Source organism: Variovorax sp. 10N432, assembly GCF_056394465.1.
This window is the reverse complement of sequence record NZ_JBFTHX010000030.1, coordinates 54,433-77,589: the sequence shown is the minus strand read 5'-3', so window position 1 is coordinate 77,589 and position 23,157 is coordinate 54,433. Positions and strand designations below refer to the sequence as shown.

19 protein-coding genes and 1 pseudogene are annotated in these 23,157 nt (G+C 66.3%); 8 read left to right on the top strand and 12 right to left on the bottom strand.

All coding sequences use genetic code 11. The annotated features are described in order from the left end of the window. Positions 1–869: 869 nt before the first annotated feature. From AC1DF3_RS27345 to AC1DF3_RS27295, 11 genes and pseudogenes are all read right to left on the bottom strand, one after another. Positions 870–2,303: pseudogene (locus tag AC1DF3_RS27345) on the bottom strand (aspartate ammonia-lyase). 234 nt (positions 2,304–2,537) lie between these two features. Continuing rightward, a complete protein-coding gene (locus AC1DF3_RS27340) occupies positions 2,538–4,427 on the bottom strand; it encodes a TRAP transporter large permease (RefSeq protein WP_286530655.1) in 1,890 nt (629 codons plus the stop codon). 76 nt (positions 4,428–4,503) lie between these two features. Further along, positions 4,504–5,532 carry a TRAP transporter substrate-binding protein gene (locus AC1DF3_RS27335; protein ID WP_286530657.1) on the bottom strand — a complete coding sequence of 343 codons (1,029 nt, stop codon included), beginning with the start codon at positions 5,530–5,532 and terminating at the stop codon, positions 4,504–4,506. Positions 5,533–5,656: 124 nt separating this feature from the next. Further along, entirely contained in the window at positions 5,657–6,631 is a 975-nt protein-coding gene (locus AC1DF3_RS27330; RefSeq protein ID WP_478141496.1) for a 2-hydroxyacid dehydrogenase, read from the bottom strand. Between the two features lie 75 nt (positions 6,632–6,706). Then, on the bottom strand, positions 6,707–7,618 hold the full coding sequence (locus AC1DF3_RS27325) for an AEC family transporter (RefSeq protein WP_478141495.1): 912 nt from the start codon (positions 7,616–7,618) through the stop codon (positions 6,707–6,709). Further along, positions 7,615–9,288, bottom strand: a complete 1,674-nt coding sequence (locus tag AC1DF3_RS27320) for a GMC family oxidoreductase (protein ID WP_286530660.1) — start codon at positions 9,286–9,288, stop codon at positions 7,615–7,617. Before AC1DF3_RS27320 ends, AC1DF3_RS27325 begins: the two co-directional genes overlap by 4 nt. A gap of 4 nt (positions 9,289–9,292) precedes the next feature. Continuing rightward, positions 9,293–10,546 (bottom strand): CaiB/BaiF CoA transferase family protein, encoded by a 1,254-nt coding sequence (locus AC1DF3_RS27315; protein WP_286530661.1) that lies wholly within the window; start codon positions 10,544–10,546, stop codon positions 9,293–9,295. A 49-nt stretch (positions 10,547–10,595) separates the two neighbouring features. Beyond that, complete coding sequence (locus AC1DF3_RS27310) at positions 10,596–12,362, bottom strand: FAD-binding protein (RefSeq protein WP_286530662.1); 1,767 nt, start codon at positions 12,360–12,362, stop codon at positions 10,596–10,598. Between the two features lie 11 nt (positions 12,363–12,373). Further along, positions 12,374–13,555 carry an acyl-CoA dehydrogenase family protein gene (locus AC1DF3_RS27305; RefSeq protein WP_286530663.1) on the bottom strand — a complete coding sequence of 394 codons (1,182 nt, stop codon included), beginning with the start codon at positions 13,553–13,555 and terminating at the stop codon, positions 12,374–12,376. Positions 13,556–13,567: 12 nt separating this feature from the next. Beyond that, the gene (locus AC1DF3_RS27300; protein ID WP_286530664.1) at positions 13,568–14,377 is read right to left on the bottom strand and encodes an HpcH/HpaI aldolase family protein; all 810 of its coding nucleotides are present in this window, start codon (positions 14,375–14,377) and stop codon (positions 13,568–13,570) included. Between the two features lie 33 nt (positions 14,378–14,410). Next, the gene (locus AC1DF3_RS27295) at positions 14,411–15,874 is read right to left on the bottom strand and encodes an NAD-dependent succinate-semialdehyde dehydrogenase (protein WP_286530665.1); all 1,464 of its coding nucleotides are present in this window, start codon (positions 15,872–15,874) and stop codon (positions 14,411–14,413) included. A gap of 114 nt (positions 15,875–15,988) precedes the next feature. On the opposite strand from AC1DF3_RS27295, the gene AC1DF3_RS27290 reads away from it, so the two are divergent. Further along, entirely contained in the window at positions 15,989–16,672 is a 684-nt protein-coding gene (locus tag AC1DF3_RS27290; protein ID WP_286530666.1) for a GntR family transcriptional regulator, read from the top strand. Then, the gene (locus AC1DF3_RS27285) at positions 16,669–17,466 is read left to right on the top strand and encodes an enoyl-CoA hydratase/isomerase family protein (protein ID WP_478141494.1); all 798 of its coding nucleotides are present in this window, start codon (positions 16,669–16,671) and stop codon (positions 17,464–17,466) included. The genes AC1DF3_RS27290 and AC1DF3_RS27285 overlap by 4 nt, the downstream gene beginning before the upstream one ends. A gap of 4 nt (positions 17,467–17,470) precedes the next feature. On the opposite strand, the gene AC1DF3_RS27280 is transcribed toward AC1DF3_RS27285, so the two are convergent. Beyond that, positions 17,471–18,265 carry an enoyl-CoA hydratase/isomerase family protein gene (locus tag AC1DF3_RS27280; RefSeq protein WP_478141493.1) on the bottom strand — a complete coding sequence of 265 codons (795 nt, stop codon included), beginning with the start codon at positions 18,263–18,265 and terminating at the stop codon, positions 17,471–17,473. A 103-nt stretch (positions 18,266–18,368) separates the two neighbouring features. Between AC1DF3_RS27280 and AC1DF3_RS27275 the strand changes: the two genes are divergently transcribed. From AC1DF3_RS27275 to AC1DF3_RS27250, 6 genes are all read left to right on the top strand, one after another. Beyond that, on the top strand, positions 18,369–19,337 hold the full coding sequence (locus AC1DF3_RS27275; protein ID WP_286530670.1) for a Bug family tripartite tricarboxylate transporter substrate binding protein: 969 nt from the start codon (positions 18,369–18,371) through the stop codon (positions 19,335–19,337). A 22-nt stretch (positions 19,338–19,359) separates the two neighbouring features. Next, positions 19,360–20,214: a MaoC/PaaZ C-terminal domain-containing protein gene (locus tag AC1DF3_RS27270; RefSeq protein ID WP_478141492.1), complete on the top strand. Its 855-nt coding sequence runs from the start codon at positions 19,360–19,362 to the stop codon at positions 20,212–20,214. A 342-nt stretch (positions 20,215–20,556) separates the two neighbouring features. Beyond that, positions 20,557–21,009: a MarR family winged helix-turn-helix transcriptional regulator gene (locus AC1DF3_RS27265; protein ID WP_478141491.1), complete on the top strand. Its 453-nt coding sequence runs from the start codon at positions 20,557–20,559 to the stop codon at positions 21,007–21,009. Next, the gene (locus AC1DF3_RS27260; RefSeq protein WP_286530673.1) at positions 21,009–22,271 is read left to right on the top strand and encodes an MFS transporter; all 1,263 of its coding nucleotides are present in this window, start codon (positions 21,009–21,011) and stop codon (positions 22,269–22,271) included. Before AC1DF3_RS27265 ends, AC1DF3_RS27260 begins: the two co-directional genes overlap by 1 nt. Before the next feature lie 71 nt (positions 22,272–22,342). Further along, entirely contained in the window at positions 22,343–22,747 is a 405-nt protein-coding gene (locus AC1DF3_RS27255) for a PaaI family thioesterase (protein ID WP_286530674.1), read from the top strand. Next, positions 22,744–23,151: a hypothetical protein gene (locus tag AC1DF3_RS27250; protein WP_286530675.1), complete on the top strand. Its 408-nt coding sequence runs from the start codon at positions 22,744–22,746 to the stop codon at positions 23,149–23,151. The genes AC1DF3_RS27255 and AC1DF3_RS27250 overlap by 4 nt, the downstream gene beginning before the upstream one ends. Positions 23,152–23,157 lie beyond the last annotated feature (6 nt).

Sequence of the window (23,157 nt, the reverse complement as noted above, 5' to 3'; positions counted from 1 at the left end):
GGAACCTCGTCAGCGAAAACCATCAGGGCCGGCAGGCATATCAGCTTGCACATCAGGCCGGATATAAGACTGCAGCCCTGCCTCCTAAAGCGTCACACACACGAGTTCTTGCGATCCGGGAGGCGCCCATATAAGCATCTCCCTAGGCAAAGTTGGCCCTTGTTCCAGGCCCGCCTTCCGCCTACGATCAAATCACGGCTGCCCTTCAGTCAGAGGGGGCGGCCCCGTCTTCGGCGCAAGCACAAACGCGGCATTCGCTAACAATCCAGCGGCGCTACGCCTATCACCCTTACTTCCTGCAACACGCTGCTTCTCTCGGGCATCCTTCTTTATGTCTGCAAGAGCGCGAGCCTCGCCAGGGGACAAACTCGCGTGGGTCAAGGCCTCCCCCAGTGGCTTCAGGTACGCCTCTGCAAGAGACTTCCGGTATGCCATCTCTCGGGCGGACTTAAATGGACATACCAAGCCTCCGAAGTCCTTGGAGGGCTCCTTCCAGGTGGCTGAATACGCAACCAGCTGTTCAACCTCCTCACGCGCCGAGATTCACGCGATCTGGCTGCGCGGCAGTAGCCTTTCGCCGCTCGCGGAACGGACTATCGATCTCGCGGCATCCATCGCATTCGCGACTGGCGAAGCGACAAATTGAACGAAGCGCGGTGGGCCTTCTGCAAAAGCCCTATCCCCGACTGCTGATGGATGCCATTGGGCAGGCCATGGACTCGGAAGCCCAGGCGTTCGCGCAGCAGAGGCCATGCGTACTGCGGGGTGGGCAGGACCATAACACGCACGATCGCGCGAGCTCCTCTCTCTTCAGATTCAGCGTCATCAGGCTTCTCCTGGAACGGATGCACGCTGACTCTGGACGTCGCTCAGGGAGAGGGCCGTGCCGTGCTGCGCGCAACCAGACGAATGAGCTGGGTGAGATTCTCGGGGATTAGAAGCGCGGTCATCTCCAGCGCACTCATGATCCCCAACTCTTCTGCAGTCTCAGCGATCGCCTTACCCGTCGCGAGGGCGGTCTTGGCGATCTTGGCGGCGTTCTCGTAGCCAATGATTGGGTTCAACGCCGTGTCCAGGGTCACTGATTCCTCACGCGCTTGGATAGCACCTGGTGGTTGGCCCTGATGCCTTCGACACAATTGACCTGAAGAGTCTTGCAGGCGTTGGTCAGATGCTTGGCGCTGTTGTACAACGCCCAGCCTATGATCGGCTCAAAGGCGTTGAGCTGCAGCTGCCCCGCCTCCGATGCCATCGTGATCATCAGGTCGTTGCCGATCACTTCGTAAGCGACCTGGTGCATCACCTCTGGGATGACCGGATCGACCTTTCCAGGCATGATCGAAGAGCCAGCTTGACGCGCCGGCAAGAGGATGTCTCCGAAGCCAGCCTGCGGTCCGGGCGAGAGCAGACGCAGGTCGTTGGAAACCTTCGACAACTTGCATGCGACCCGTTTGAGCACCCCTGAGACCTGCCCGAATGCGCCGGTATCCTGAGTAGCTTCGACGAGATCGCCGCACGCACGACGGGAATCCCACTTGCTTCGGCAAGCAGTGGAATGACGGTCTCGCAGTAGCCCGCTGGCGCATTGATGCTCGTGCCGATCGCGGTCGCTCCGAGATTGACTTCGGCAATCAGTTCTCGCGCTTCTCGCAGCCGCGCTTCGTCCTCGCCGATCATGATGGCGAAGGTCAAGAATTCCTGACCCAGCGTCATTGGCACAGCATCCTGCAGGTGGGTCCTCCCGATCTTCAGGACCGCTCGAAACTCCTCCGCCTTGGCCTCAAACGCCTGACGCAAGTCGGCCATCGCGGTGAGCAGCGATTCAATGCCGTTCCAGGCCGCAAGATGGAGCGCGGTCGGATAGACATCACTCGTGCTCTGCGAGGCGTTCACGTGATCATTCGGATGAATCACTTCATAGGAGCCGAGCGCCGCGCCGATATGCTCGAGGGCGCGGTTGGCAATCACCTCGTTAGCATTCATGTTCGTCGATGTGCCTGCGCCGCCCTGGATGACGTCCACGACAAAATGTTCGTGCAACTTGCCGGCAATGAGGTCATTGCAGGCTCGTCGATCGCCGCGGCCGTCGAGGCATCGATGATGCCCAGCCGCACGTTCGCCGCGGCAGCCGCTTTCTTCACGTGTGCAAGCGCGCGAACTAGCTCTGGCATTTGGGCCACAGTCTGACCAGTAATTGGGAAATTCTCCACAGCCCTGGCCGTGTGAACGCCTCAATAGGCTTCGCAGGGAATCTGCTTGGAGCCGAGAAAATCGGTCACCACTCGCGAAGTCTTAGCGCTCATGGTGGTCCATAGAAAAGCGGATCCGCAGGAACACTTTCAGCGATCCCTGTCTTGCCCACATGGATGGTGTTGCTGTCGCGCGCCTTGAGGCGCTCATGCCTGGGTAGCCACAGCGGCTGGATGGCATGACGCCTGGGTTTTCCTCGGGCTTCGTTGTGAGGATCGCGCGGTGGGTCGCGTCGCCATTGACAGCATCAGGGCAACCTCCGTCCCTAGCGCAATCCCCTGCCGGTGTCACAGAAAGCCAATCGACAACCAAGGAAACGCGGCGATTACGGCCAGTGCCGCCACCAGCGCTGCGAGGTAGGGCCAGATGCGCTTCATGGCGCGGTCGGGGTCGACCTTTCCGATCGCGCAGGCCGCGTAGTAGCCGACGCCGATTGGCGGTGCGAACAAGCCCAGGCCCATCGAGAAGATCACCACCATCGCGTAGTGCACCTCGTGCACGCCCATGGCACGTGCCACCGGGAACAGCAGCGGACCGAACAGCACGATGGCCGGTATGCCCTCGAGGAAGCTGCCGAGCAGGATGAACGCGATGGCCGAGACGATCAGAAACCCGGTCTTGCCACCACCCAGCGCCGTCATCAGGTGGGCCACGTGCGCCGAAAACCCCGACTGGGTCAACGCCCAGGCCATGGCGGTCGCGCAGCCGATGATGATCAGGATGGCACCCGACAAGGATGCGGTCTCGACCAGGATCGGGTACAGGCGCTTCCAGTCGAACTCGCGGTATACCAGCGTGCCGACCACGAAGGTGTAGGCGACGCCGATCGCGGAGACCTCGGTGGCCGTCGCAACCCCTTCCACCACCGCTGCGCGGATGACGAAAGGAAGGATGACAGCCGGCAGGGCAAACGCGAATGCCTTGACGATTTCGGCGGCGGTGGCGCGGCGCACGCCGTCCAAGCTCTGCCGACGCGACTTCAGGAAAATCACTGCGGCCATCGCGAGCGCACCGACCACCGCTGGCATGAAGCCGCCGGTGAACAGCGCGGCGATCGACACGCCAGTGACCGAGCCGATCGTGATGAGCACGAGGCTCGGTGGAATCGTCTCGGACATCGCGCCGGAGGCGGCCAGCATCGACACCAGTTCGCCTTCGTCTTCGCCGCGCTTCTTCATCTCGGGAAACAGCGCCGGCGCCACTGCCGCCATGTCGGCCACCTTGGAGCCGGAGATGCCCGACACCAGGTAAATCGCGCCGACCAGCACATAGGAAAGACCGCCGCGAACATGACCGATCAGCGATGCTAGGAAGCGAATCATCGCGCGCGCCATGCCCATCGCCTCGATCAGTGCGCCGAGCAGGACGAACAGCGGCACGGCCAGCAGGATGATGCCCGACATGCCTTCGTCCATCCGGCTCACGACGATGAGCAGCGGCGCATCCGTGGCACTGCCCAGGTAAGCCAGCGTCGACAGGCCGAAGGCCACCATGATCGGCACCCCGATGGCCACCAGCGTCGCCACGCCGATCACCAGGAACAAGATCAGATTGATCGTGCCGAGGGTGGCCAGCAAGGGCCGGGCGACATACAGCACGACCGCAAGGCCGCCCACGATCGCGAGCGACTTGAGCAGGTCGCGCGGCGCCGCGCGCTCCATCAGCCGCAAGACAGCAATCGCTAGCATGAGCACCGCGCCGACCACGATCGACATCACGCGGAAGGTGTTGGGAAGCTCCAGCGCCGGCGTGGTGATGGCCCACTCTTCCTGGGCGTACTCCCAGGCCGGGCCTATCAGCAGCAACACGAAGGCCGCGATGATCACGTTGGACAGTGTGTTGCACAGTGCTCGCGCGTCCGGGCTCATGCGCGCGACGAAGGTGGTGAGCCGCATGTGCTCGGCGCGCTGCAGAGCGATCACCGCACCGATCATGGCCAGCCAGATGAACAGTAGCGAGGCCAGTTCGTCGCCCCACACCAACGGCGCGTGCATCGCGTAGCGGAAGAAGACGTTGGTGAGCAAGAGGAACACCTCCACCACCACCAGGCACACGGCGAGGATCTCGGTACCCCATTGGATGGCGGACTCGCAGCGCTGGCCGATGCGGGCGAAGGCGTTGGAACGGATCGGCTCTTTGTCGGCGGCCGGCCCCGCGTCTTTCAGTGTCGTGTTCATGGGCTCTTCCAGGGTGTCGCGGAAATGCAGGGTCGGCAGCGCGGGCGACGCTCCGTCGGATGCCGCCCTCAGGCGCTCAGGCGAGGGCGCCGGCATATTTCTCGAGCACGGCCCAGGCGTCTTTGCCGTACTTTTTGCTCCAGTCGGCGTAGAAGCCGGACTTCTGCAGTGCGGTACGGAACGCTGCGGTGTCGACCTTGTTGAAGACCAGCCCCTTGGCGGCGAGTTGGCCCTCGAGTTTCGTGTTGAGCGCCACCAAGTCGGCGCGCTCGTTGACGCCGGCAGCGTTGAGGTGCTTTGCCATCACGGTCTGGATGTCCTTCGGCAGCTTGTTCCAGCCGCGAGCGTTGGCCAGGAACCAGTAGTTGCTCCAGATGTGTCCGGTCAGCGAACAGAACTTCTGCACTTCGTAGAGTCGGATGGCGTCGATCAACGCCAGCGGATTTTCCTGGCCTTCCACCACCTTGGTCTGCAGCGCCGAGTACACCTCGCTGAAGTTGATGCTGGTCGGGGAAGCGTCGAATGCCTTGAACAATGAGGTCCAGAGCGGGCTCACCGGCACGCGAATCTTCATGCCTTTCAGGTCGGCCGGCGTGTTCACCGGCTTCCCAGAGGTCGTGATCTGGCGGAAGCCGTTGTCCCAGCTCTTTTCCATTGCGAACAGACCGGCCTTGCCGATCGCTTCGCGGATGTGGGCACCCAGGTCGCCATCCATCGCGGCCCACACCTCGTCATAGTTTTTGAAGACAAAACCGACGCTGCAGATGGAAGCGACGGGAACCAGCGTGGACAGCACGTCGCCGCCCAGCGTCATGAAGTCGATGGCGCCGGCACGCACCTGCGACAGCATGTCGGTGTCGCTGCCCATTTGGCCGCTCGGGAAGATCTGCAGATCCACGGCGCCCTGCGTCTCCTGCTTGATGGCATAGGACGCTTCCTTGGCGCGGATGTTCATCGGATGGCTGAGCGGCAAGTTGTTGGCGTATTTGAGCGTGACTTTGGCGCCTTGCGCGAAAGCTGGCGCCGCCAGCGTCAGTCCGCTGCCGATCAGGGGCACGGCACCGAACGCGTGGATGAAAGAGCGGCGGCGGAGGGTGTGTTTCATGGCTTGTCCCTTTCGTTTATGGCTATACTGTTGGCACTTCTAGTTTAAGTGTTGACACATTGAAGTCAACATAAAACACATTTTGATCCAATGTCAGCACATTGGGTTTTCAACTCGGCAATGGCTAGTCGTAGGCTGCCGGATTGAGCAGATTCGCTGCCGGCCGACCTTCGAAGTGGGACTGGATGCCATCGAGAGCAAGCATTCCCATCGCCGTGCGAACCTCGTCGGTGGCGCTGCCGATGTGCGGCAGCAGCGTGGCATTCGGCAGTCGGAGCCAGCGCTCGTCGATGCGCGGTTCGTTGCGGTATACGTCGAAGCCAATGCCACGCACTTGTCCCTCGTGCACTGCCGCGAACATGGCCAGTTCGTCGACCAAGTCGCCGCGCGCCACGTTCACCACTATTGCCCCGCGCGGCAGGCAGGCCAGTCGCTTGGCGTCGATCGCGTTGCGCAACTCCGGCGTCGAGGGCGCGCAAATGCATAGCACGTCGCTCTCGGCAAGAAGGCCTTCCAACTCGGCATGAAACACGGCGCCACGTTCGCAGTCAGGGGAGACGCGCGAGCGGTTGTGATAGTGCGGGTGCATGCCGAACGCCCGCGCCCGCTCGGCGACGGCCTGGCCGATGCGGCCCATCCCGAAGATGCCGAGCCGCATGCCTTGCAGCGAGCGGCCGAGCATCGACATGGGCGCCCAGGGGCCCCAGCGCCCGTCGCGCAATGTCCGTTCGGCCGCGGTCGTGTCGCGCGCGGCGGCGAGGATGAGGAACAGCGCCAGATCGGCCACCGAGTCCGTCAGCACGTCGGGCGTGTTGAACACCGGGAGGCGCCGCGCGGTCGCGGCGGCCAGGTCGATGTGGTCGTAGCCGACCGAGTAGGTGCCAAGCACCTGCACGCTCGGCGGCAGCGCGGCGATGGCGCTGCTGTCAAGCTTGTCGCCGGGCATCACGATCAGGGCGTCCTGGCCCTGCGCCTGCTGCGCCAAGCGCGCGCCGATGGGCGCGGCCTCGCGCCAGATCGAAACGTCGAAGGCGGGTTTCGCCCGGTCGATTACCGCCTGTGGCGGCACGCCCGTGACGAGCAGTTTGCGGCGGGCCATGGAGGGGGACTCGGTGGATGAGATCTTGGTCATTTCGGGTGCAGGTGAAGCGGCCTGCGAGTGCCAGCCGCGGAATCAGAATCGGCCGCCGTCGGCCAGCCAGATCAGCAGCGGACACAGCAGGATGAAGGCTGCGGTCGACACCAGCACGGCGCCGGCCGCCACATCGCCGTAGGTGCTGAAACGCTGCACGTAGATGCTGCTCACCACCGCGACCGGCATCGCGAACTGCAGCGTTAGAACGCCCGCGATCAGCGGCGGCAGATGCAGCAGGTGGATCACCAGCGCGCCCGCCGCGAGGCCGACCACCAGCCGCATCGCGCCTAGCACCGCACCCTGCCGGATGCCCGCGCGCGACACTGTGACGAGCGCGTAGCCCAGGCTCAACAACATCAGCGGCACGGCCAGCGAACCGACCAGGCGGGCGCTTTCCAGGACCGGTGCCGGCGCGGCCACCCCGGCGAAGCGCAAGGCCACCGCCAGGAGGCATGCGATCACGACGCCCTTCGGCCACGGCTGCGAGCGGTTGCCGCCTCGGCTGGTGACCCATACGCCCAACGTGTGCTGCGCCACCGAGGTGACCGCGAAGAACGCGATAGCCACTGCCATCCCGGTGTCGCCGAATGCCAGTTGGGCGATGGGAAGCCCCAGGTTGCCCGCGTTCGGAAAGGTCGCCGAGGGCCCCAGCGCCTGCGCTGGCATCTTCAGGCTGCGCAGGGCGATGGCGCTGAGCGCCGCGGCAACGCCCAGCCCGAGCAGGGTCGCAGACCCGACTTCGAACAACTGCGAGTTGTCGAGCCGCGTCGTCATCAGCGTGTGAAACACGAGCGCCGGCGTGCTCACCACCGTCGCCAGCATGGCGACGAACTCCGCCGGGTAGGTGTGCTTGCGCACTCCCCAGACCGCACCGACACCTGCGCAACACACGACTGGCAGCAGCAGCGTCGCGACCTGGACATAGACGCCCAGCCACACCTCGCCTCTCATGCGGCGTTCGCGTTGGGCTCGCGCAGGCCCCGGTCGACTGCCTGCTCGCCGAGCAGCATGGCGGCCGCGCGCTCGGCGATCATCAGCACCGTGGCGTTGGTGTTGGTCGACGTCATGGTCGGCATGACGGAGCCATCGATCACCCGCAGTCGCCTCACGCCGTGCACGCACAGGCCGGCATCGACCACCGCGCCGCTCGCCGGGTCGGCGCCCATGCGGCAGGTGCCCACGCCGTGGTAGACGGTCGACCCGTTGTCGCGGGCGTACTGCAGCAGCGCGTCGTCGCTGTCCGCCAGCGGGCCCGGCACGGTCTCGCCGACGATGTGGGGCGCGAGCGACGGCTGGCGCGCCAGTTCGCGGCCGATGCGCAGGCCGGCGACCACCGTCTTGCGGTCGAGCGGCTCGCTCAGGTAGCGCGGCGCGATAGTCGGCGCCTTGCTGCCGTCGCTCGAGACGATATGGACTTCACCGCGGCTTTCCGGCCGCATCTGCCAGACGCCGAAGGACAGGCCGGGCTCGTCTTCCAGTTCGCCGATGCGCCCTTCCTTGAAGCTCCCTGGTGCGACGACGAACTGCACGTCGGGCCGCTGCGCGAGGCCGGTCGATGCAAACGCGCCGATGACCGCGGCGCTGTAGGTCAGGATGCCGGCACCGGAGACCAGATATTTCGCGACTTCCTTGGCCAGCGCGGCACCGTGCGAGCGTTCATTGGCCGTCTCGATGCCCTTGACGCGAAAGCACAGGCGCGTCACGTAGTGGTCCTGCAGGTTGGTGCCGACGCCGCGCAGGGCCACCTGCGTGCGGATGCCCGCGTTGTCGAGCACGTCCGGATCGCCGATGCCGCTCAGTTCCAACAGGCGCGGCGTGCCGATCACGCCCGCGCTGACGATCACTTCCCGGCGCGCCGTGACGCACACCACCTGGCCGTTCTCGCGCTGACCTTGGACGCCGGTGGCCGCGCGCCCGGCGCCCTCGCCTGCCATGAGCACCCGCGTCACGTGCAGGTCGGTCAGCACGCTCAGGTTGGTGCGGGTCGCCACGGGCCACAAGTAGCCGCGCGCCGCGCTCGAGCGAACCCGGCCGTGGCGGGTTTGCTGGTAGTACCAGATTGACGGGCCCCGGGTGGCGATATTCGGGTCGTCGAGCCGCTCCAGGCCCAACTCCTCGCCGGCCGCCATCACCTTGGCGCACACCGCCGGCGGCGACGACACGCGCGTCACCTGGATCGGACCGTCGCTGCCACGGCGCGGATCCTTGGCGTCCTGCCAGGTTTCGGAGCGGTTGTAGTAGGGCAGGCAGTTGTCGAAGTTCCAGCCGGCGGCACCGCTCACCTCCCATGCGTCGATGTCGGCCGCGAAGGGACGCACGTAGAGCAGGCCGTTGATCGAGCTCGATCCGCCGAGTCCGCGTCCGCGCGGAAACAGGATCTCTCGGTCGCTCGCCTGCGCCTCAGGTGCCGTCTTGTATTTCCAGGTGATGCTCGGATGGTCGAGCAGGCGCAGGAAGCCGGCGGGGATGTGGATCATCGGATGGCGGTCGCGCCCGCCCGCCTCGATGAGTACCACCTTGTGCTTGCCGTCGGCCGACAGCCGGTTGGCGAGCACGCAGCCTGCGGTGCCCGCGCCCACGATCACGTAGTCGGCAACGATCTCTTCAAGGGGTTCGCTCATGGTGTCACCGTGCCGCCTTGGCTGCGGGGACGTCGTGCAGGCGCGATCCCTTGACGACGCCCTTGTTCATCAACTCGTCGATCTCGCCGGCCGAGAAGCCGTGCTCGTGCAGCACTTCTTCGCTGTGCTGGCCGAGCACCGGCGGCGGCCGGCGGATCGTCACCGGCGTGCCGTGCAGGTTGAGCGGATTGGCCAGGTTGGTCATCGGGCCGGCGACCGGATGGTCCAGGTGCAGCACCGCGCCGGTGTGCTTGATCTGAGGATCGGTCGTGAGCGCGGTGTGATAGTCCTGCACCGCGGCGCAAGGCACGTCGGCTTCGGACAGGGTCTTGACCCAGTAGGCGGCAGGCTGCTTGACGAAGGCGTCCTCCAGGATCGCGTCGAGCAGGTGGCGGTTGACCGTGCGCTGGGTGTTGTTCACGAAGCGTTCGTCGTCCAGCAGGTCGGTGCGGCCCAGCACGCGGCACAGGTTGATCCAGAACTTCTCGGTGAAGCAGGCGGCGAAGAAGTACTTGCCGTCGGCGCCCTCATAGTTGCGATAGGGAACCATGGTTGGATGTCCGCTGCCAAGGCGCGACGGCGCCTTGCCGCTGCGCATGGTTTCGCCGTCGCGCGGAATGGTGCTGAACAGCGCCGCACCCAGCAGCGAGGTGTCGATGCGCTGGCCGACACCGGTGCGTTCGCGGTGCAGCAGCGCGCTGGTGATGCCCAGCGCCATCATCGCTGCGGCGCCGAAGTCCGGCAGCGGCGCGCCCAGCCGCACCGGCAGGCCGCCGGCTTCGCCGGTCATGTCCATCAGCCCGGCGACCGCCTGAACGATCGGGTCGTTCGCCGGCCACGCAGCATACGGACCGCTCTGCCCGAAGGCCGAGGCGCTCGCATAGATGATCTTAGGATTGATGGCGCGAACCGCCTCGTAGCCGATGCCCAGGCGGTCCACCGTGCCGGGGCGGAAGTTCTCGACAATCACGTCGGCGGTCTTGGCCATGCGCAGGAACACTGCTTTGCCGGCGGGCGTCTTCAGGTCCAGGCGCAGGCTGCGCTTGTTCCGGTTCTGCGACATGAACTGCACGCTTTCACCGTTCACGAACTGGTTGCCGAGGTCGCGGGCCAGATCGCCTCGCGCCGGCTCCTCGACCTTGATGACGTCGGCGCCCATGTCGCCCAGCAGCATGGTGCCGACCGGACCGGCGGTCATCACGCTCAGGTCGAGAATGGTGTAGCCGCTCAGCGGCGTGGGTTTGGCTTGTTCGCTCATGGTGTTGTCTCTTCCTTGTCTGGATGCATCGACGCGCTGGTCGGCAGTTTCAATCGGCCGCCGGGTAGGCGAGCGCCGTGAAGCGGCTGCGGCCGTCCTGCGCGCGGGTTTGCACGAAGGCGTGGCCGTAGGCCTCGTCATCGCGTTGGAGGAAATCTGTGCGCAGGTGGCCGCTGCGCGTCTCGCGCCGGGCCAGGCAGGCTTCCAGGATGATCGACGCGGTGGTCGACATGTTTTGCACCGTCAGCACCTCGTGCAGCGTTGCCGGCGTCGCGCCGCCGCCCTGCGCGAGCGAGACCTCGATGTCGCGCGCCACCTCCAACGCCTGGTTCAGTCCGGCCTCGCTCTTCTCGACCAGGGCATGTCGCTGCATTGCGGCCTGCAGGCGCCGGGCGCTGCCGGCCGCGTCGAAGGCCGCGTTGGCCGCCAGTGCACGGCGCAGCCGCTCGACCACTGCATCGCCGGCTACGGCCTTCCATGAGGCGCCGTCGCGCGCATCGCGCCCGGCGGCATCGCCCGCGCGGTGGCCGAACACCTGCCCCTCGGCCAGCGAATTGCCGCCCGGACGGTCGGGGCCCCGGACGCCACCGGCCAGCTCGCCGATCACGTGCACGCCGGGAATGGTCGAGCGTGCATCGGCGTCGACCATGCGAACGCCGCCGTTCAGGCACTGGAAGGCGATGCCGACGTCCATCGAATCCTTCTGTGGATCGACGCCGTTGGCCTTCATCCAGCGCATCGTGTTCGGGATGACCGCTTCCAGCTTCGGGGCGGGCACATGCGCCAGCGAGAAGTTGATGGTTCCCCGCTCATTGCCGCGACCCGCGGCGATTTCCGAGGCGATCGAGATGTCGATGTAGCGTGAGACGTTGCTCACCGTGAACGGAAACACCTTCTCGTCCATCACCTCCTCGACGCTGACGCCCGCGGGCAGGTAGTCGGACAGGAACTCGCGGCCCTCCGAATTGGTCATCCGCGGATGCAGGACGAAGCACGACTTGGAGAACAGCTGGACGTATGGATGGACCAGCGCCGGCCCGAACTGGTGGAACTCCATGTTCACAAGCTCGGCGCCTGCGCGGTACAGCACCGCCTGGCCGTCGCCGGTCATCTCTGCCGTCGACACCTGCTGCGAGAAGAGGCCGTGCGCACCGCCGGTGCCCAGCACCACCGATTGCGCACGTACTACCAGCCAGGTTTGCGTCCGGACGTCGAGCGCCAGCACGCCGGCGGCATGGCCTTCGGCGTCGAGCAGCAGGTCGACCAGCGCTGCCGGAGCGCGCACCTTCACGCCGCGCGCCAGAGCCTGTTCGTTGAGGGCGGCGACGAAGGCCTTGCCGGTCTTGCCGGAGACACCGAGCGCCCGGGCATAGCTGCCGAAGTCGCTCTGGATCAGCTTGTAGTCGGTGGCGTGGCCCGCCGCGACCTTGTCCGGCGCGGCGCGATCGAAGGCCACGCCGTAGGAGATGAGGTCGGCGATGCGGCGCGGCGCGTCTTCGGCGAGCACGCGCACCAGGTCGCGATCGATGAAGCCGCTGGCGGCTGCCATCGTGTCGCGATAGTGGACCTCGGGGCTGTCGGCCGCCGCGCCGTAGCCCGATGCGCCCATGCTCATGATCTCGCTGGCGCCGTGGACCGTGCTGCCGCCGGTGCCGAGCGGGGCCTTGGCCAGCATCAGCACCTCGGCACCGGCCAGCCGCGCCGACAGCGCCGCCCGCGATGCCGCGCCGCCGCCGCCCACCACCACCACGTCGGTGGCGAGTTCTTCGACCTTGAGTCCGAGGCCGCGGAGTTGTTCAACGATGCTCTTGCTCATGATTCGCTTGCTCAGGCCTTGAGGGATCGCGCGATGATGTTGCGCTGGATCTGGTTGGTGCCGCCGAAGATCTGGAACAGCTTCGACTCGCGGTAGTGGCGCTGCATCGGGTATTCCATGGCGTAACCGTTGGCACCCATGATCTGCAGGCCGTCGGTGGCTACCTTCACGTAGACGTCCGACGCGAAGTACTTGGCCTGCGACGACTCGGCATCGCAGGGCTGGCCGTCCACCAGCAGCTTGGCCGCACGGTAGGACATCATGCGCGCCGCATCGACCTGCGTCTGCATGTCCACCAGCATGTGCGAGACGGCCTGGAAGTCGAACACCGGCTGGCCGAACTGCTTGCGGTCCAGCGCATACCAGCGCGCCAGGTCGACCGCGGCCTGCGCCGCGCCGGCGCACATCGCCGACAGGGCGACGCGCTCCTTGGCCAGCACCGCCGTCAGCCGCTTCCAGCCCATGTGCAGCTCGCCGACCATCAGCCGCCGGGGCACCCGGACGCCGACGTAGTTCACTTCGCAGGTGCGGATGGCGCTGCCGCCGAGCAGGTCGATCGGGCGGATCTCCAGGCCCGGCGCGTCGGTCGGCACCAGGAACAGGCTGATGCCGTTGTGCTTGGTGGCTTCCCGGTCGGTGCGCACGGCGGTCAGGATGTACTTGGCTTGCATCGCGCCGGTGATCCACATCTTGGTGCCGTCGATGATGAAGTCGTCGCCGTCGGCCACGCCGCGGGTGGTGAGCGAGGCAGCGTCCGAGCCGGAGCCGTTCTCGCTCAGCGCGAAGGCCAGCCAGCCGCGGCCTTCGGCCAGCGCCGGAAGCACCTCTTTCTTGATCTCCTCGCTGGCGAAGCGCGACACCGCGCCCCCCACCATGTTGATGTTGGCGTTCCAGAAGCGGCTCAGCGCAACGCTGTAATAGGCAGCGACTTCCAGGAAGGCCGTCATATCCATGTAGTCGCCGATGCCGCCGTAGGCCTCGGGCAGCGTTAGGGCGAACCAGCCTTGTTCCACGCCGACGTCGATCAGCTCCTTGGGAAAGCGCTTTTCCTCGTCGCACATACCGATGTATTCGGGGCTGGCGTGCTTGGCGAGCACGCGCTGCACGCTGCGGCGGAATTCGAACTGCTCGTCATTCAGGTAGGGGCGCAGGTCGGCGCGATCGAGCATGGCCAGGGTGTAGGCGGGATTCATGGTATCGGTGCCTCAGGCCACGGCGGCGAGCTTCTCGTCCAGCGGAATGCTGCGCAGCATCGTCGAACGGCTGCGCGCGCCCGTCATCAGGAAGGCGAGGTCGGAGCCGCTCAGGATCAGCCGAGCACCCTTGCCGATGTATTCGGCCATCAAGGCCTCGTCGTAGACGCCGCCCACGCCGGCGGCCTTGCCATGGCGGCGGCACGCCGCGAATACGGTGTCGAGGGCAGACTTCACGCTGGCATGGCCCAGCTGGCCGGGCACGCCGAGTTCGGCCGCCATGTCGGTGCAGCCGACCAGCAGTACGTCGATGCCGGGCACGGCGGCGATGGCATCGACGTTGTCGCGTCCTTCCACCGTCTCGATCATCGCCACGACCAGTGTCTCGCTGTTGATCAAGGCGACCGTTTCGGTCACGGGCAGCGGCATGAAGCGGGTCTGCGGAAGGCTGCCCGGAATCGAGCGCCGGCCGAGCGGCGTGAAGCGGCAGAAATCCACCACGGCGCGCGCCTGCTCCACCGTGCTTACGTGCGGAATCACGATGCCTTGGGCGCCGGTGTCGAGCAGGCGGGTACTGTGGAAGGCCTCGTGGGCCGGCACGCGAATCATCGGCGTGATGCCGACGCCGAGCGCCGCCTGGCACAGTTGCGCCGCGGTGTCGACGCTCATCGAGTTGTGCTCCATATCGATGAACAGCCAGTCGAAGTCGCAGGTCTTGGCAATCTGCGCGATGTCAACGGTGCGGGCTTGGCGCAGGCCCATGCCGAGCGCCAGTTCGCCTTTCAGGATTCGTTGCTTCGCGTGGTTGGCGATGACTTTCATGGGAGGTCCTTTTGTCTGTGCGGGGGGCGGCGGTCAGTCGGCGTCGGCCGGCATGGCCACGTTGACGAATTTGGTGTCGAGGTAGTCGCGAATGGCGTGCGGGCCGCCTTCGCGCCCAAAGCCGCTGTCCTTCGAGCCGCCGAACGGCGTCTCGGCGGTGGAGGCGACGAAGGTGTTGACGCCGATCACGCCGGCCTCGAGGCGGTCCACCGTCGCATGGGTCTTGGCCAGCGAGCGGGTGAACACGTAGGCGGCCAACGCGAACGGCAGCCGGTTGGCCTCGGCGACCACCTCGTCGAGAGTCGAGAAGGTGGCCAGGGTGCCGAGCGGACCGAAGGGCTCGTCGTTCAGCACCGCGGCATCGGACCGCAGGTCCGTGAGCCAGGTGGGCTCGAAGAAGTAGCCGCGTTCCGTCGCGCGCGGGCGGGCGCCGCCCGACAGCACGCGGGCGCCCCCCGAGACGGCGTCATCGACCATCTTCTCGATGGCGTCGCGGCGGCGGCGTGTGGTAAGGGGGCCGAGGTCCGTGGCATCGTCGAGCGGGGATCCGACGCGCAGGGCGCGGGTCGCTGCGACCAGCTTTGCGCCGACTTCATCGGCGATGGATTCGTGCACGTAGAAGCGCGTGGGCGACGCGCACACTTGGCCAGCGTTGCGGAATTTGCCCGGCGCGGCGAGCGCGGCGAAGGCGTCGATGTCGGCGTCCGCATGCACGATCACTGGCGCGTGGCCGCCGAGCTCCATGCTGACGCGCTTTAGCGTGGCGGCCGACTGCTCGACAATCTGGCGGCCGATTGGCACCGAGCCCGTGAAGCTGACCTTGGCGACGCGCGGGTCGTTCATCAGAGTCGGCGTGATCTCCGCCGGGCGGCCGATCACCAGGTTGATGCTCCCCTTGGGGAATCCGGCATCCTCGAAGCACTTGATGAGCGCCATGGTAGTGCCGGCCGCCTCGCTCGACGGACGAATCACCAACGTATTGCCGGCCGCCAGGGCCGGCGCCATCTTGCGAGCCAGCAGCAGCAGCGGGAAGTTCCATGGCACGAACGCGGCCACGACCCCCAGCGGCTCCATGTGCACGAGGTAGCGGTCGCCCTTGACGCGGCTTTCGTAGCTCAGGCCGAACACCCGGCGCGCCTCGTCGGCGAACCAGTCGACCGATTCGGCCGATGCCTTGGCCTCGCCCACGGCCTGCCGCACCGGCTTGCCGGTTTCCAGTGCCACCAGGCGGCCCAGGGCTTCGGCGCGCTCGTCGATGAGTGCGGCAGCGCGGCGCAACAAGGCGGAGCGATTCCAGGCGGTGATTGCACGCATCGACGCACGGGCCGCGTACGCGGCAGCGATGGCTTCGGTGACCTGAGCAGCGCCGGCCGGCTTGATGGCGCCCAGCGGGACTTCGGTGGCCGGATTGATCATCTCGCAAGCCTCCTCGCTGCCGGAGCGCCATGCGCCATCGATGAATTGTCCGTGGGTGGCGTAAAGATCTTGCAGTTCCATGTGAGCGATTCTACACACCCACCCCAATGTGTCAACACTTAAAGACTTAGTGCATGCATTAATTGAACGTTTTGGAATGCGCTGTAAACTAGCGCCAAACTTTTGGATACCCGCATGAGCAGAGTTGTTATGAGAGATGCAGACGTCATTGCCAGCCGCCTTGATGAGATCCAGGACAAGGTGCGCGCCATGATTGCGGACGGCAGCCTGCAGCCGGGCGAGAGAGTGAATGAGCAGGCGCTCGCGCTCCAGTTGGGGGTCGGCCGCAATTCGGCGCGCGAGGCCCTGCGCTCGCTCGAGCGCAGCGGCCTGGTGCGCATCGTGCCCAACCGCGGCGCGGAGGTGCGCAAGGTGTCGCTGGAGGCGGCACTCGATCTGTACGATGTGCGTGCCGGCATTGCGCGCACGGCCGGCAGGCTCGCCGCCGCGCGCCTCGAGGCCGAGGAGGAGAATCGCGTGCAGGCCTTGATGGATGAGATGGAAACCGCCCTGAAGGCCCGGGACGGCAGCACGTACCATAAGCTCAACACGGAGTTTCACAACCTGCTCATGGCCATCAGCAAGAATCCCCGGCTGATCGACCTCAACAACACGATCGAGGCGGAACTCAGCCTCTACCTGCGCAAGGGTGTCTACACCATGGCGCAAATGCAGCTCTCCCACAGCGAACACAGCCGGCTCGTCGACGCGCTGCGCAATGGCCGGGTGACTGAGGCTGCGGAACTGTTCGAGAACCACATCCTCGCGGGTAAGCAGCGGATGCTCGACACCGTGACCCGCTCGGTGTCGGCCGCATGAGCGAGCAAGCAGGCCGGAGCTCATTGCGCGTTTGGCACGACGAAGTGCATGCACTCGCTCACGTTTCAATCCACAACCCGCCGCTCGGCGTGCTGAACCAGACGGTACGTCGCGAACTTGGCAGCTTCTTCCTAGAAGCTCAGGACGACGCCAGCGTGCGCTGCATCGTTTTCGAGAGCGGCGAACGCAGCTTTTGCGCGGGCGCCGACCTGCGCGAATATGCGCTGCGATTCGACGCCGCGGTGGCCCGCGCGCATGTCGAGAACGCGCACCGGATGATCCTCGCGCTGGTCGACCTGGACACCCCGACCATTGCCTCCATTCGCGGGCCATGCATGGGAGGCGGGCTGGAACTCGCCATGGGCTGCGGTTTGCGCATCGCGTCGCGAAGCGCCACCTTTGCGCTACCCGAGGTGAACCGCGGGGCCTGGCCCGGTACCGGTGGCTGCGTGCTGCTGGCGCGGCTGGTGCGCCCGTCGCTGGCAAAACGCCTTCTCTATACCGGCGAGACTCTCGATGCGGCGACCGCCTGCAAGATGGGGCTGATCGACGAGGTGGTCGATGATGACGCACTTGACGCCCGCGCGCAGGCGTTGGCGGCCGGCATCGCGCAGCAGCCTCGCAGTTCGATCCAGACCATGGCACGGCTGGTCGACCGGGAATTCCGCGCCAGCTTTCGTGCTCATCTGCAGTACGAGGCCGAATGCTTCGTCCAGGCCTACCAGTTGCCTGCAGCGCGCGAGGGCTACGCTGCCTTCTTCGAGAAGCGGCCGCCGCGCTGGGAGCACGCCTGAGCGGCTATCGGCCGACCCATTCGGGTCGTGCCCGTTCCATGAAGGCGGAGATGCCACGCTTCGCATCCTCGGTTGCGCTGTTGAGGGCCATCACCTGGCCCATGAAGCGGGTGGCCGTGTGAAATTCGGTATCCAGCGCCTGCTGGAAAGCGCGCTTTCCCATCTGGACCACCACCGGGCTCGACGCGACAATCCTCCCGGCGACGTCGGCCAATTCCGCCTCGAAGCGCCCCGCCGGCACCACGCGGTTCACCAGGCCCAGTTCGAGGGCCTCGTCAGCATTGATGCGCTGCCCCAGCAATGCCAGTTCGTAAGCCTTGCGCCCGCCGATGGCACGCGTCAACGCGGGCAACAGCGTGCAGGGCCACAGGCCCACCTCGATTTCCGGCAGGCCGAAGCTGGCACCCTCCTCGGCGATCGCCAGGTCGCAGGCAGCCGCGAGGCCGGTGCCGCCGCCTAGCGCGAGGCCCTGCACCGCAGCGATCACCGGTTTGGCGATGCGGGCCGGGGCAGTGAGCAAATCGGCGACCAGTTGGAAATGCGCTTCGCGCTCGGCCGCTCCCAGGTCGAGGAAATGCGCGATGTCGGAGCCGGACGAAAAGATCCCGGCCGTGCCGCGGACCACGATACAGCGGGCTTCGGGCAGCCGGTCCAACGCCAGGATCAGGTCCGACAGGCTGCGGTACATCGCGTTGGTGAAGGCATTGCGCCGTTCGGGACGCGAGATGCGCACCGTTGCAATGCCCTCCGACACCTCGCACTGGATGTCTTCGTTGGTTGGGAGATCGTTCATTTTCATTTGGATTACTTCAAAGTGAATGCACTACTAATGCATGTGTTGACATTTCAACTCATAGCGTAGGACAATAGACTTGTTGAGTCAACACGTTACAAGGAGACAAATGAACAAGTTTTTTGGGCGTCGCACCCTGGTCGCCGCCGCGCTCGCCGCGGCCTGCAGCGGGGTGTTTGGCGCCTCGAGCTATCCCGACCGCCCTATCAGGATCGTCGTGCCTTTCGCCGCGGGCGGGGGCACCGACATCGTTGCGCGCGTCGTCGCCGACAAGCTCGGCCAGAAACTGGGCCAGCCCGTGGTGGTCATCAACACGCCGGGGGCTGGCGGCACCATCGGGGCCGCCAGCGTAGCCCGCGCCGAACCCGACGGCTACACCCTGCTCGTCTGGCACATCGGCATGATTTCGTCGGCCTACGTGATCAAGCCCCTGTCCTATGACCCGCTCACCAGCTTCACGCCCATCGGGCAGCTCAGCAGCGCGTCGAACTTGCTGGCGGTCAACCCCGACCTGCCGGCGAAAAACCTCAAGGAGTTCATCGCGCTCGCCAAGGCCAATCCGGGCAAGCTCAACTACGGCTCCTCGGGAGTGGGTGGAGCCGACCATCTGGCCGGCGAATTGTTGTCTCAAGTCGCCGGGATCAACACTGTGCACGTTCCCTACAAGGGAGGCGGCCCCGCCACGGTCGGCGCGGTAGGCGGCGAGGTACAGTTCGTCACCGGCACCGCCTCACAGGTCATGCCAATGGTCAAGGCCGGCCGCCTGCGCGCGCTGGCCGTGATGCAGAACCAACGAATCCCGTCGCTGCCCGATGTGCCGACCGCCGCGGAAGCCGGACTGCCCGAGCTCGACTACAAGACCTGGTTCGCCCTTTGGGGCCCGGCCAAGATGCCCGCCGATGTGGTGGCAACCATCAGCACCGCACTGCAGGAGGTCCTGCACCGGCCCGACGTGCGCGCGCAACTCGACAAGGTAGGCGTCGAACCCACCCCGACTACCCCGCAGGAGTTCGGCGCCATGTACAAGGCCGAATACGCCAAGTGGAACCACATACTCGGTGAGGTGATGCCCAAGTGATGCGTCGCAGTCCTGCCCACCGATGATCGCTCCCGACCAGCTGCTGAAACTGCCGATCGAGTCACGCCGTTTCAGCTATACCGAACGCGACACCATGCTCTACGCCCTGGGCGTTGGCTTCGGCTCGGATCCGCTCGACAGCGCGGAACTGCGCTTCGTCTACGAAGACCGCCTGATGGCCGTGCCGACGCAGGCGACCACTGTGGCGTGGGACCGCAGTTGGGTGCAGGCCAGCGGCATTCCATGGCCCAAGGTGGTCCATGGCGAGCAACGGATCCAGATGATGTCGCCCTTGCCACCGGCCGGCGACATCGTCTCCAGCACGCGCGTTAGCGAGGTCCTGGACAAGGGCTCGGGCGCCTTGGTTCGCGTCGAGACCCGTATCGCGGACGCCCGCTCCGACGCCTGGCTCTGCACGACAACCACCGGCTTTTTCGTTCGCGGCGAAGGCGGCTTCTCGTCCTCCCCGCCAAGCCGCGCGCCGCGGACGCATCTCCCCCGACGTGCGCCCGACGTTGTCGACGACGCCCGCACGTTCGGCAACCAGGCGTTGCTGTACCGGTTGTCGGGTGACCGCAACCCTCACCACGCGAGCCTTGCCGCGGCACTCGCCGGCGGCTTTCCACGGCCCGTGCTGCATGGGTTGTGCACCTACGGCTTCGCATGCCGCAGCGTGATGAAATCCTTCTGCGATTGGGATCCGAGACGATTGGAGGCTTTCGACGCACGCTTCACCGCGCCGGTGTTCCCGAACGACGGCCTTCGCTTCGAGATGTGGATGGAAGGCGGCAATGTGCTGCTGCGCGGCAGTTGCCCCGAGCGGAAGGTCACCGTGCTGGAAGGGGCCGTCAAGCTCAAGCCAACGCTCGCCGTTTGAAGTCTCTCGGCTCGGACCCACTCGCTATGCACACATTTGTGGCAACAGTACTCGCCCCGCCAGCTAAATGTTGGCCATTGCCAGCGTCACAAACGCGCGCGCCGTGTTCGTGGTCAGTCGATGTCAAGCATCCGACATCGTGTTTACCAAATCGGTGGATGCAATGGCCTGCCACGCAGCGATTTCCTCGCGAAGTGCGTTGACGGTTGAAGCTCTCATTGAGGTCCTCGAAGTGTCAACGGCACGGTTTCTCGTAATCCAGGTGCTTCCTCCATGTCCAGGTCACCCCCGGAGTCTGGATAAGAAGCTAAACTTCGTAGTTAACCTGTCCAACCGAGCGCAATGCCCTCCCAACTCGCCGACCCCGAAACCGACACGCCCCACGCGCTGGCGGTGGAGCTGCGGATGCTGGCCTCGCAGCTGCGCCGCCGGCTGCGCCAGGAGGCCTCCGCCGCCGACTGGACCGAATCCCAGCGCGCTGTGCTGTTGAGGCTGGAGCGGCAGGAGGCCGCCACCGTGACCGAACTGGCGCTGGCCGAAGGCGTCCGTTCCCAGTCCATGGGCGCCACCGTGGCCTCGCTGATCGAAGCCGGCTATGTCAGGGGCGCGCCAGACCCGGCGGACGGGCGCCGCACGCTGCTGTCGCTCACCCCGCAGGCGCGCAAGGTCTTCCGCCAGGTCCGGGCCGCGCGTGAAGACTGGCTGCAGCGCACGATCTCGGCGCGCTACTCGCCGGCCGAGCAGCGGCAGCTGGCCGGCGCGGTGCGGCTGCTCCAGCGCCTGCTGGAGGCCTGATGAGCAACACCTTCCGTTCACTGCGCAACCGCAACTACCGGTTGTGGGCGGCCGGCGCGCTGGTGTCCAACGTCGGCACCTGGATGCAGCGCACCGCCCAGGACTGGCTGGTGCTGACGCACCTGACGAACCACAACGCCACCGCCGTCGGCACCGTGATGGCGCTGCAGTTCGGCCCGCAGCTGGTGCTGCTGCCTTTCACCGGCCTGGCGGCCGATCGCTTGAACCGGCGCAAGCTGCTGATGGCGACCCAGGCCGCCATGGGCCTGCTGGCGCTCGGGCTGGGCCTGCTGACGGTGAGCGGCTTGGCGCAGCTGTGGCATGTCTACGTGTTCGCGCTGCTGCTGGGCTGCGTGGCGGCCTTCGATGCGCCGGCCCGGCAGACCTTCGTGGCCGAGCTGGTGTCGGAGACCGAGCTGTCCAACGCGGTGGCCCTCAACTCCACCTCCTTCAATGCCGCGCGCATGGTGGGGCCGGCGGTGGCCGGGCTGGTGATCGCGGCCACCGGGCCGGGCGAGGCCTTCCTGCTCAATGCGCTGTCCTTCGTGGCGGTGCTGACCTCGCTGGCCTGCCTGCGCCAGGGCGAGCTCTATCCGCGTCACGGCACGGCGGGGCGCAACAAGGGCAGCCTGATGGAGGGCTTCCGCCATGTCTGGCGCCGCCCCGACCTGCGCGCCCTGCTGGCCATGCTGTTCCTGGTGGCCACCTTCGGCCTGAACTTCCCCATCTTCATTTCCACCATGTCGGTCGGCGCCTTCCACGGCGGCCCCGGCCAGTACGGCCTGCTCTCTTCGACGATGGCCATCGGCTCGGTCACCGGCGCGCTGCTGGCGGCGCGCCGCGCCCAGCCGCGTTTCGGCCTGCTGCTGGTGGGATCGGCGGTGTTCGGCTTCGGCTGCCTGGCGGCGGCGCTGATGCCCAACGTGGTCGGCTTCGGCATCGCCCTGGTCGTGACCGGCGCGGCGGCGCAGACGCTCACCACCTCGACCAACGGCATGGTGCAGATGTCCACCGACCCGGCCCTGCGCGGCCGCGTCATCGCCATCCTGCTGGCGATCCTCCTGGGCAGCACGCCCATCGGGGCGCCGATGGTGGGCTGGGTGGCCGATACCTTCGGCCCGCGCTGGGCCATGGGCGTGGCGGCCGCCGCGGGCTTCGGCTCCCTGGCGATCGGCCTGCGCTACCTGTTCAGGCACCACGGCCTGCGATTGCGACTCGAAGGGCGCCGGCTGCGCTACAGCTTCGTGCCGCCCCCGCCCTGAGGTCCGAGTCCGCCGGCGCCGCGTCTGGACGGACAATATGCGCTGTCGAGACAACCGCCACACGCGCCACCATGGACCTCAGCAAATTCCCCAAGGACCTGATGCACGCCATCGGATTCACCGAAGTGCTTCGCGTCGACCACGAAGCCGGCATCGCCCGCGTTCGCTACACCGCGCGTCCCGAGTTCGCCCACACGAAGGGCACCGTGGTGCAGGGCGGCCTGATCACGGCCTGGCTCGACAGCGCGATGGCCTTCGCCGTCATAGCGCGCGATCCCGATGCCAGCCTGGCGAGCCTGGAGCTCAAGGTGTCGTTCCTCGAGCGGGTCGGGGTCGCCGCCTACGAGGTCGAGGCGCGGGTGCTGCGCTGGGGCCGCAGCGTCGTCTTCCTCGAGGCCGATCTCTTCTCCGAGAGCGGTGTCCTGCTGGTGCGCGCCTCGTCGACCGGGAAGCTGCTGAGAACGGCCCGCGCATGAGCCTGCTGCAAAGCGTCGAATTCGGCAACGCCGGCGACCTGGACACCCACGGCACCGGCTGGTTCGTCGGCTTCGGCGAATGGACCCACGGCCCGGCGACGGCCCTGCGCCATGTGGCCGACGGCACGACGTCGAGCGGACCGTGCATCAAGTACTTCCGGCATCCGGCGGGCCATCCGAACGGCGACCCCAAGCCGCTCAGCGAAGGCCGGACCCTGTCGATGCTGGTCGATGCAGAAGGCGAGTTCCGCATCGAGTTCTCGACCCGCGCCGACTTCGCGCCCGCGGACAGCCTCGCGCACACCCTGCGCCGCCACGGCGACTTCGTGATCTGGGGCCCCGGCATCCATCACCGCGCCTTCGGCATCCAGGCCGCGTGCATCCTGACGGTGCGTTGGGCATAGCCCCTC

Coding starts and splice junctions, on each gene's coding strand:
- AC1DF3_RS27340 (WP_286530655.1), bottom strand. CDS start 4,427: ATGAACACGACACTGAAAGACGCGGGGCCGGCCGCCGACAAAGAGCCG.
- AC1DF3_RS27335 (WP_286530657.1), bottom strand. CDS start 5,532: ATGAAACACACCCTCCGCCGCCGCTCTTTCATCCACGCGTTCGGTGCC.
- AC1DF3_RS27330 (WP_478141496.1), bottom strand. CDS start 6,631: ATGGCCCGCCGCAAACTGCTCGTCACGGGCGTGCCGCCACAGGCGGTA.
- AC1DF3_RS27325 (WP_478141495.1), bottom strand. CDS start 7,618: ATGAGAGGCGAGGTGTGGCTGGGCGTCTATGTCCAGGTCGCGACGCTG.
- AC1DF3_RS27320 (WP_286530660.1), bottom strand. CDS start 9,288: ATGAGCGAACCCCTTGAAGAGATCGTTGCCGACTACGTGATCGTGGGC.
- AC1DF3_RS27315 (WP_286530661.1), bottom strand. CDS start 10,546: ATGAGCGAACAAGCCAAACCCACGCCGCTGAGCGGCTACACCATTCTC.
- AC1DF3_RS27310 (WP_286530662.1), bottom strand. CDS start 12,362: ATGAGCAAGAGCATCGTTGAACAACTCCGCGGCCTCGGACTCAAGGTC.
- AC1DF3_RS27305 (WP_286530663.1), bottom strand. CDS start 13,555: ATGAATCCCGCCTACACCCTGGCCATGCTCGATCGCGCCGACCTGCGC.
- AC1DF3_RS27300 (WP_286530664.1), bottom strand. CDS start 14,377: ATGAAAGTCATCGCCAACCACGCGAAGCAACGAATCCTGAAAGGCGAA.
- AC1DF3_RS27295 (WP_286530665.1), bottom strand. CDS start 15,874: ATGGAACTGCAAGATCTTTACGCCACCCACGGACAATTCATCGATGGC.
- AC1DF3_RS27290 (WP_286530666.1), top strand. CDS start 15,989: ATGAGCAGAGTTGTTATGAGAGATGCAGACGTCATTGCCAGCCGCCTT.
- AC1DF3_RS27285 (WP_478141494.1), top strand. CDS start 16,669: ATGAGCGAGCAAGCAGGCCGGAGCTCATTGCGCGTTTGGCACGACGAA.
- AC1DF3_RS27280 (WP_478141493.1), bottom strand. CDS start 18,265: ATGAAAATGAACGATCTCCCAACCAACGAAGACATCCAGTGCGAGGTG.
- AC1DF3_RS27275 (WP_286530670.1), top strand. CDS start 18,369: ATGAACAAGTTTTTTGGGCGTCGCACCCTGGTCGCCGCCGCGCTCGCC.
- AC1DF3_RS27270 (WP_478141492.1), top strand. CDS start 19,360: ATGATCGCTCCCGACCAGCTGCTGAAACTGCCGATCGAGTCACGCCGT.
- AC1DF3_RS27265 (WP_478141491.1), top strand. CDS start 20,557: ATGCCCTCCCAACTCGCCGACCCCGAAACCGACACGCCCCACGCGCTG.
- AC1DF3_RS27260 (WP_286530673.1), top strand. CDS start 21,009: ATGAGCAACACCTTCCGTTCACTGCGCAACCGCAACTACCGGTTGTGG.
- AC1DF3_RS27255 (WP_286530674.1), top strand. CDS start 22,343: ATGGACCTCAGCAAATTCCCCAAGGACCTGATGCACGCCATCGGATTC.
- AC1DF3_RS27250 (WP_286530675.1), top strand. CDS start 22,744: ATGAGCCTGCTGCAAAGCGTCGAATTCGGCAACGCCGGCGACCTGGAC.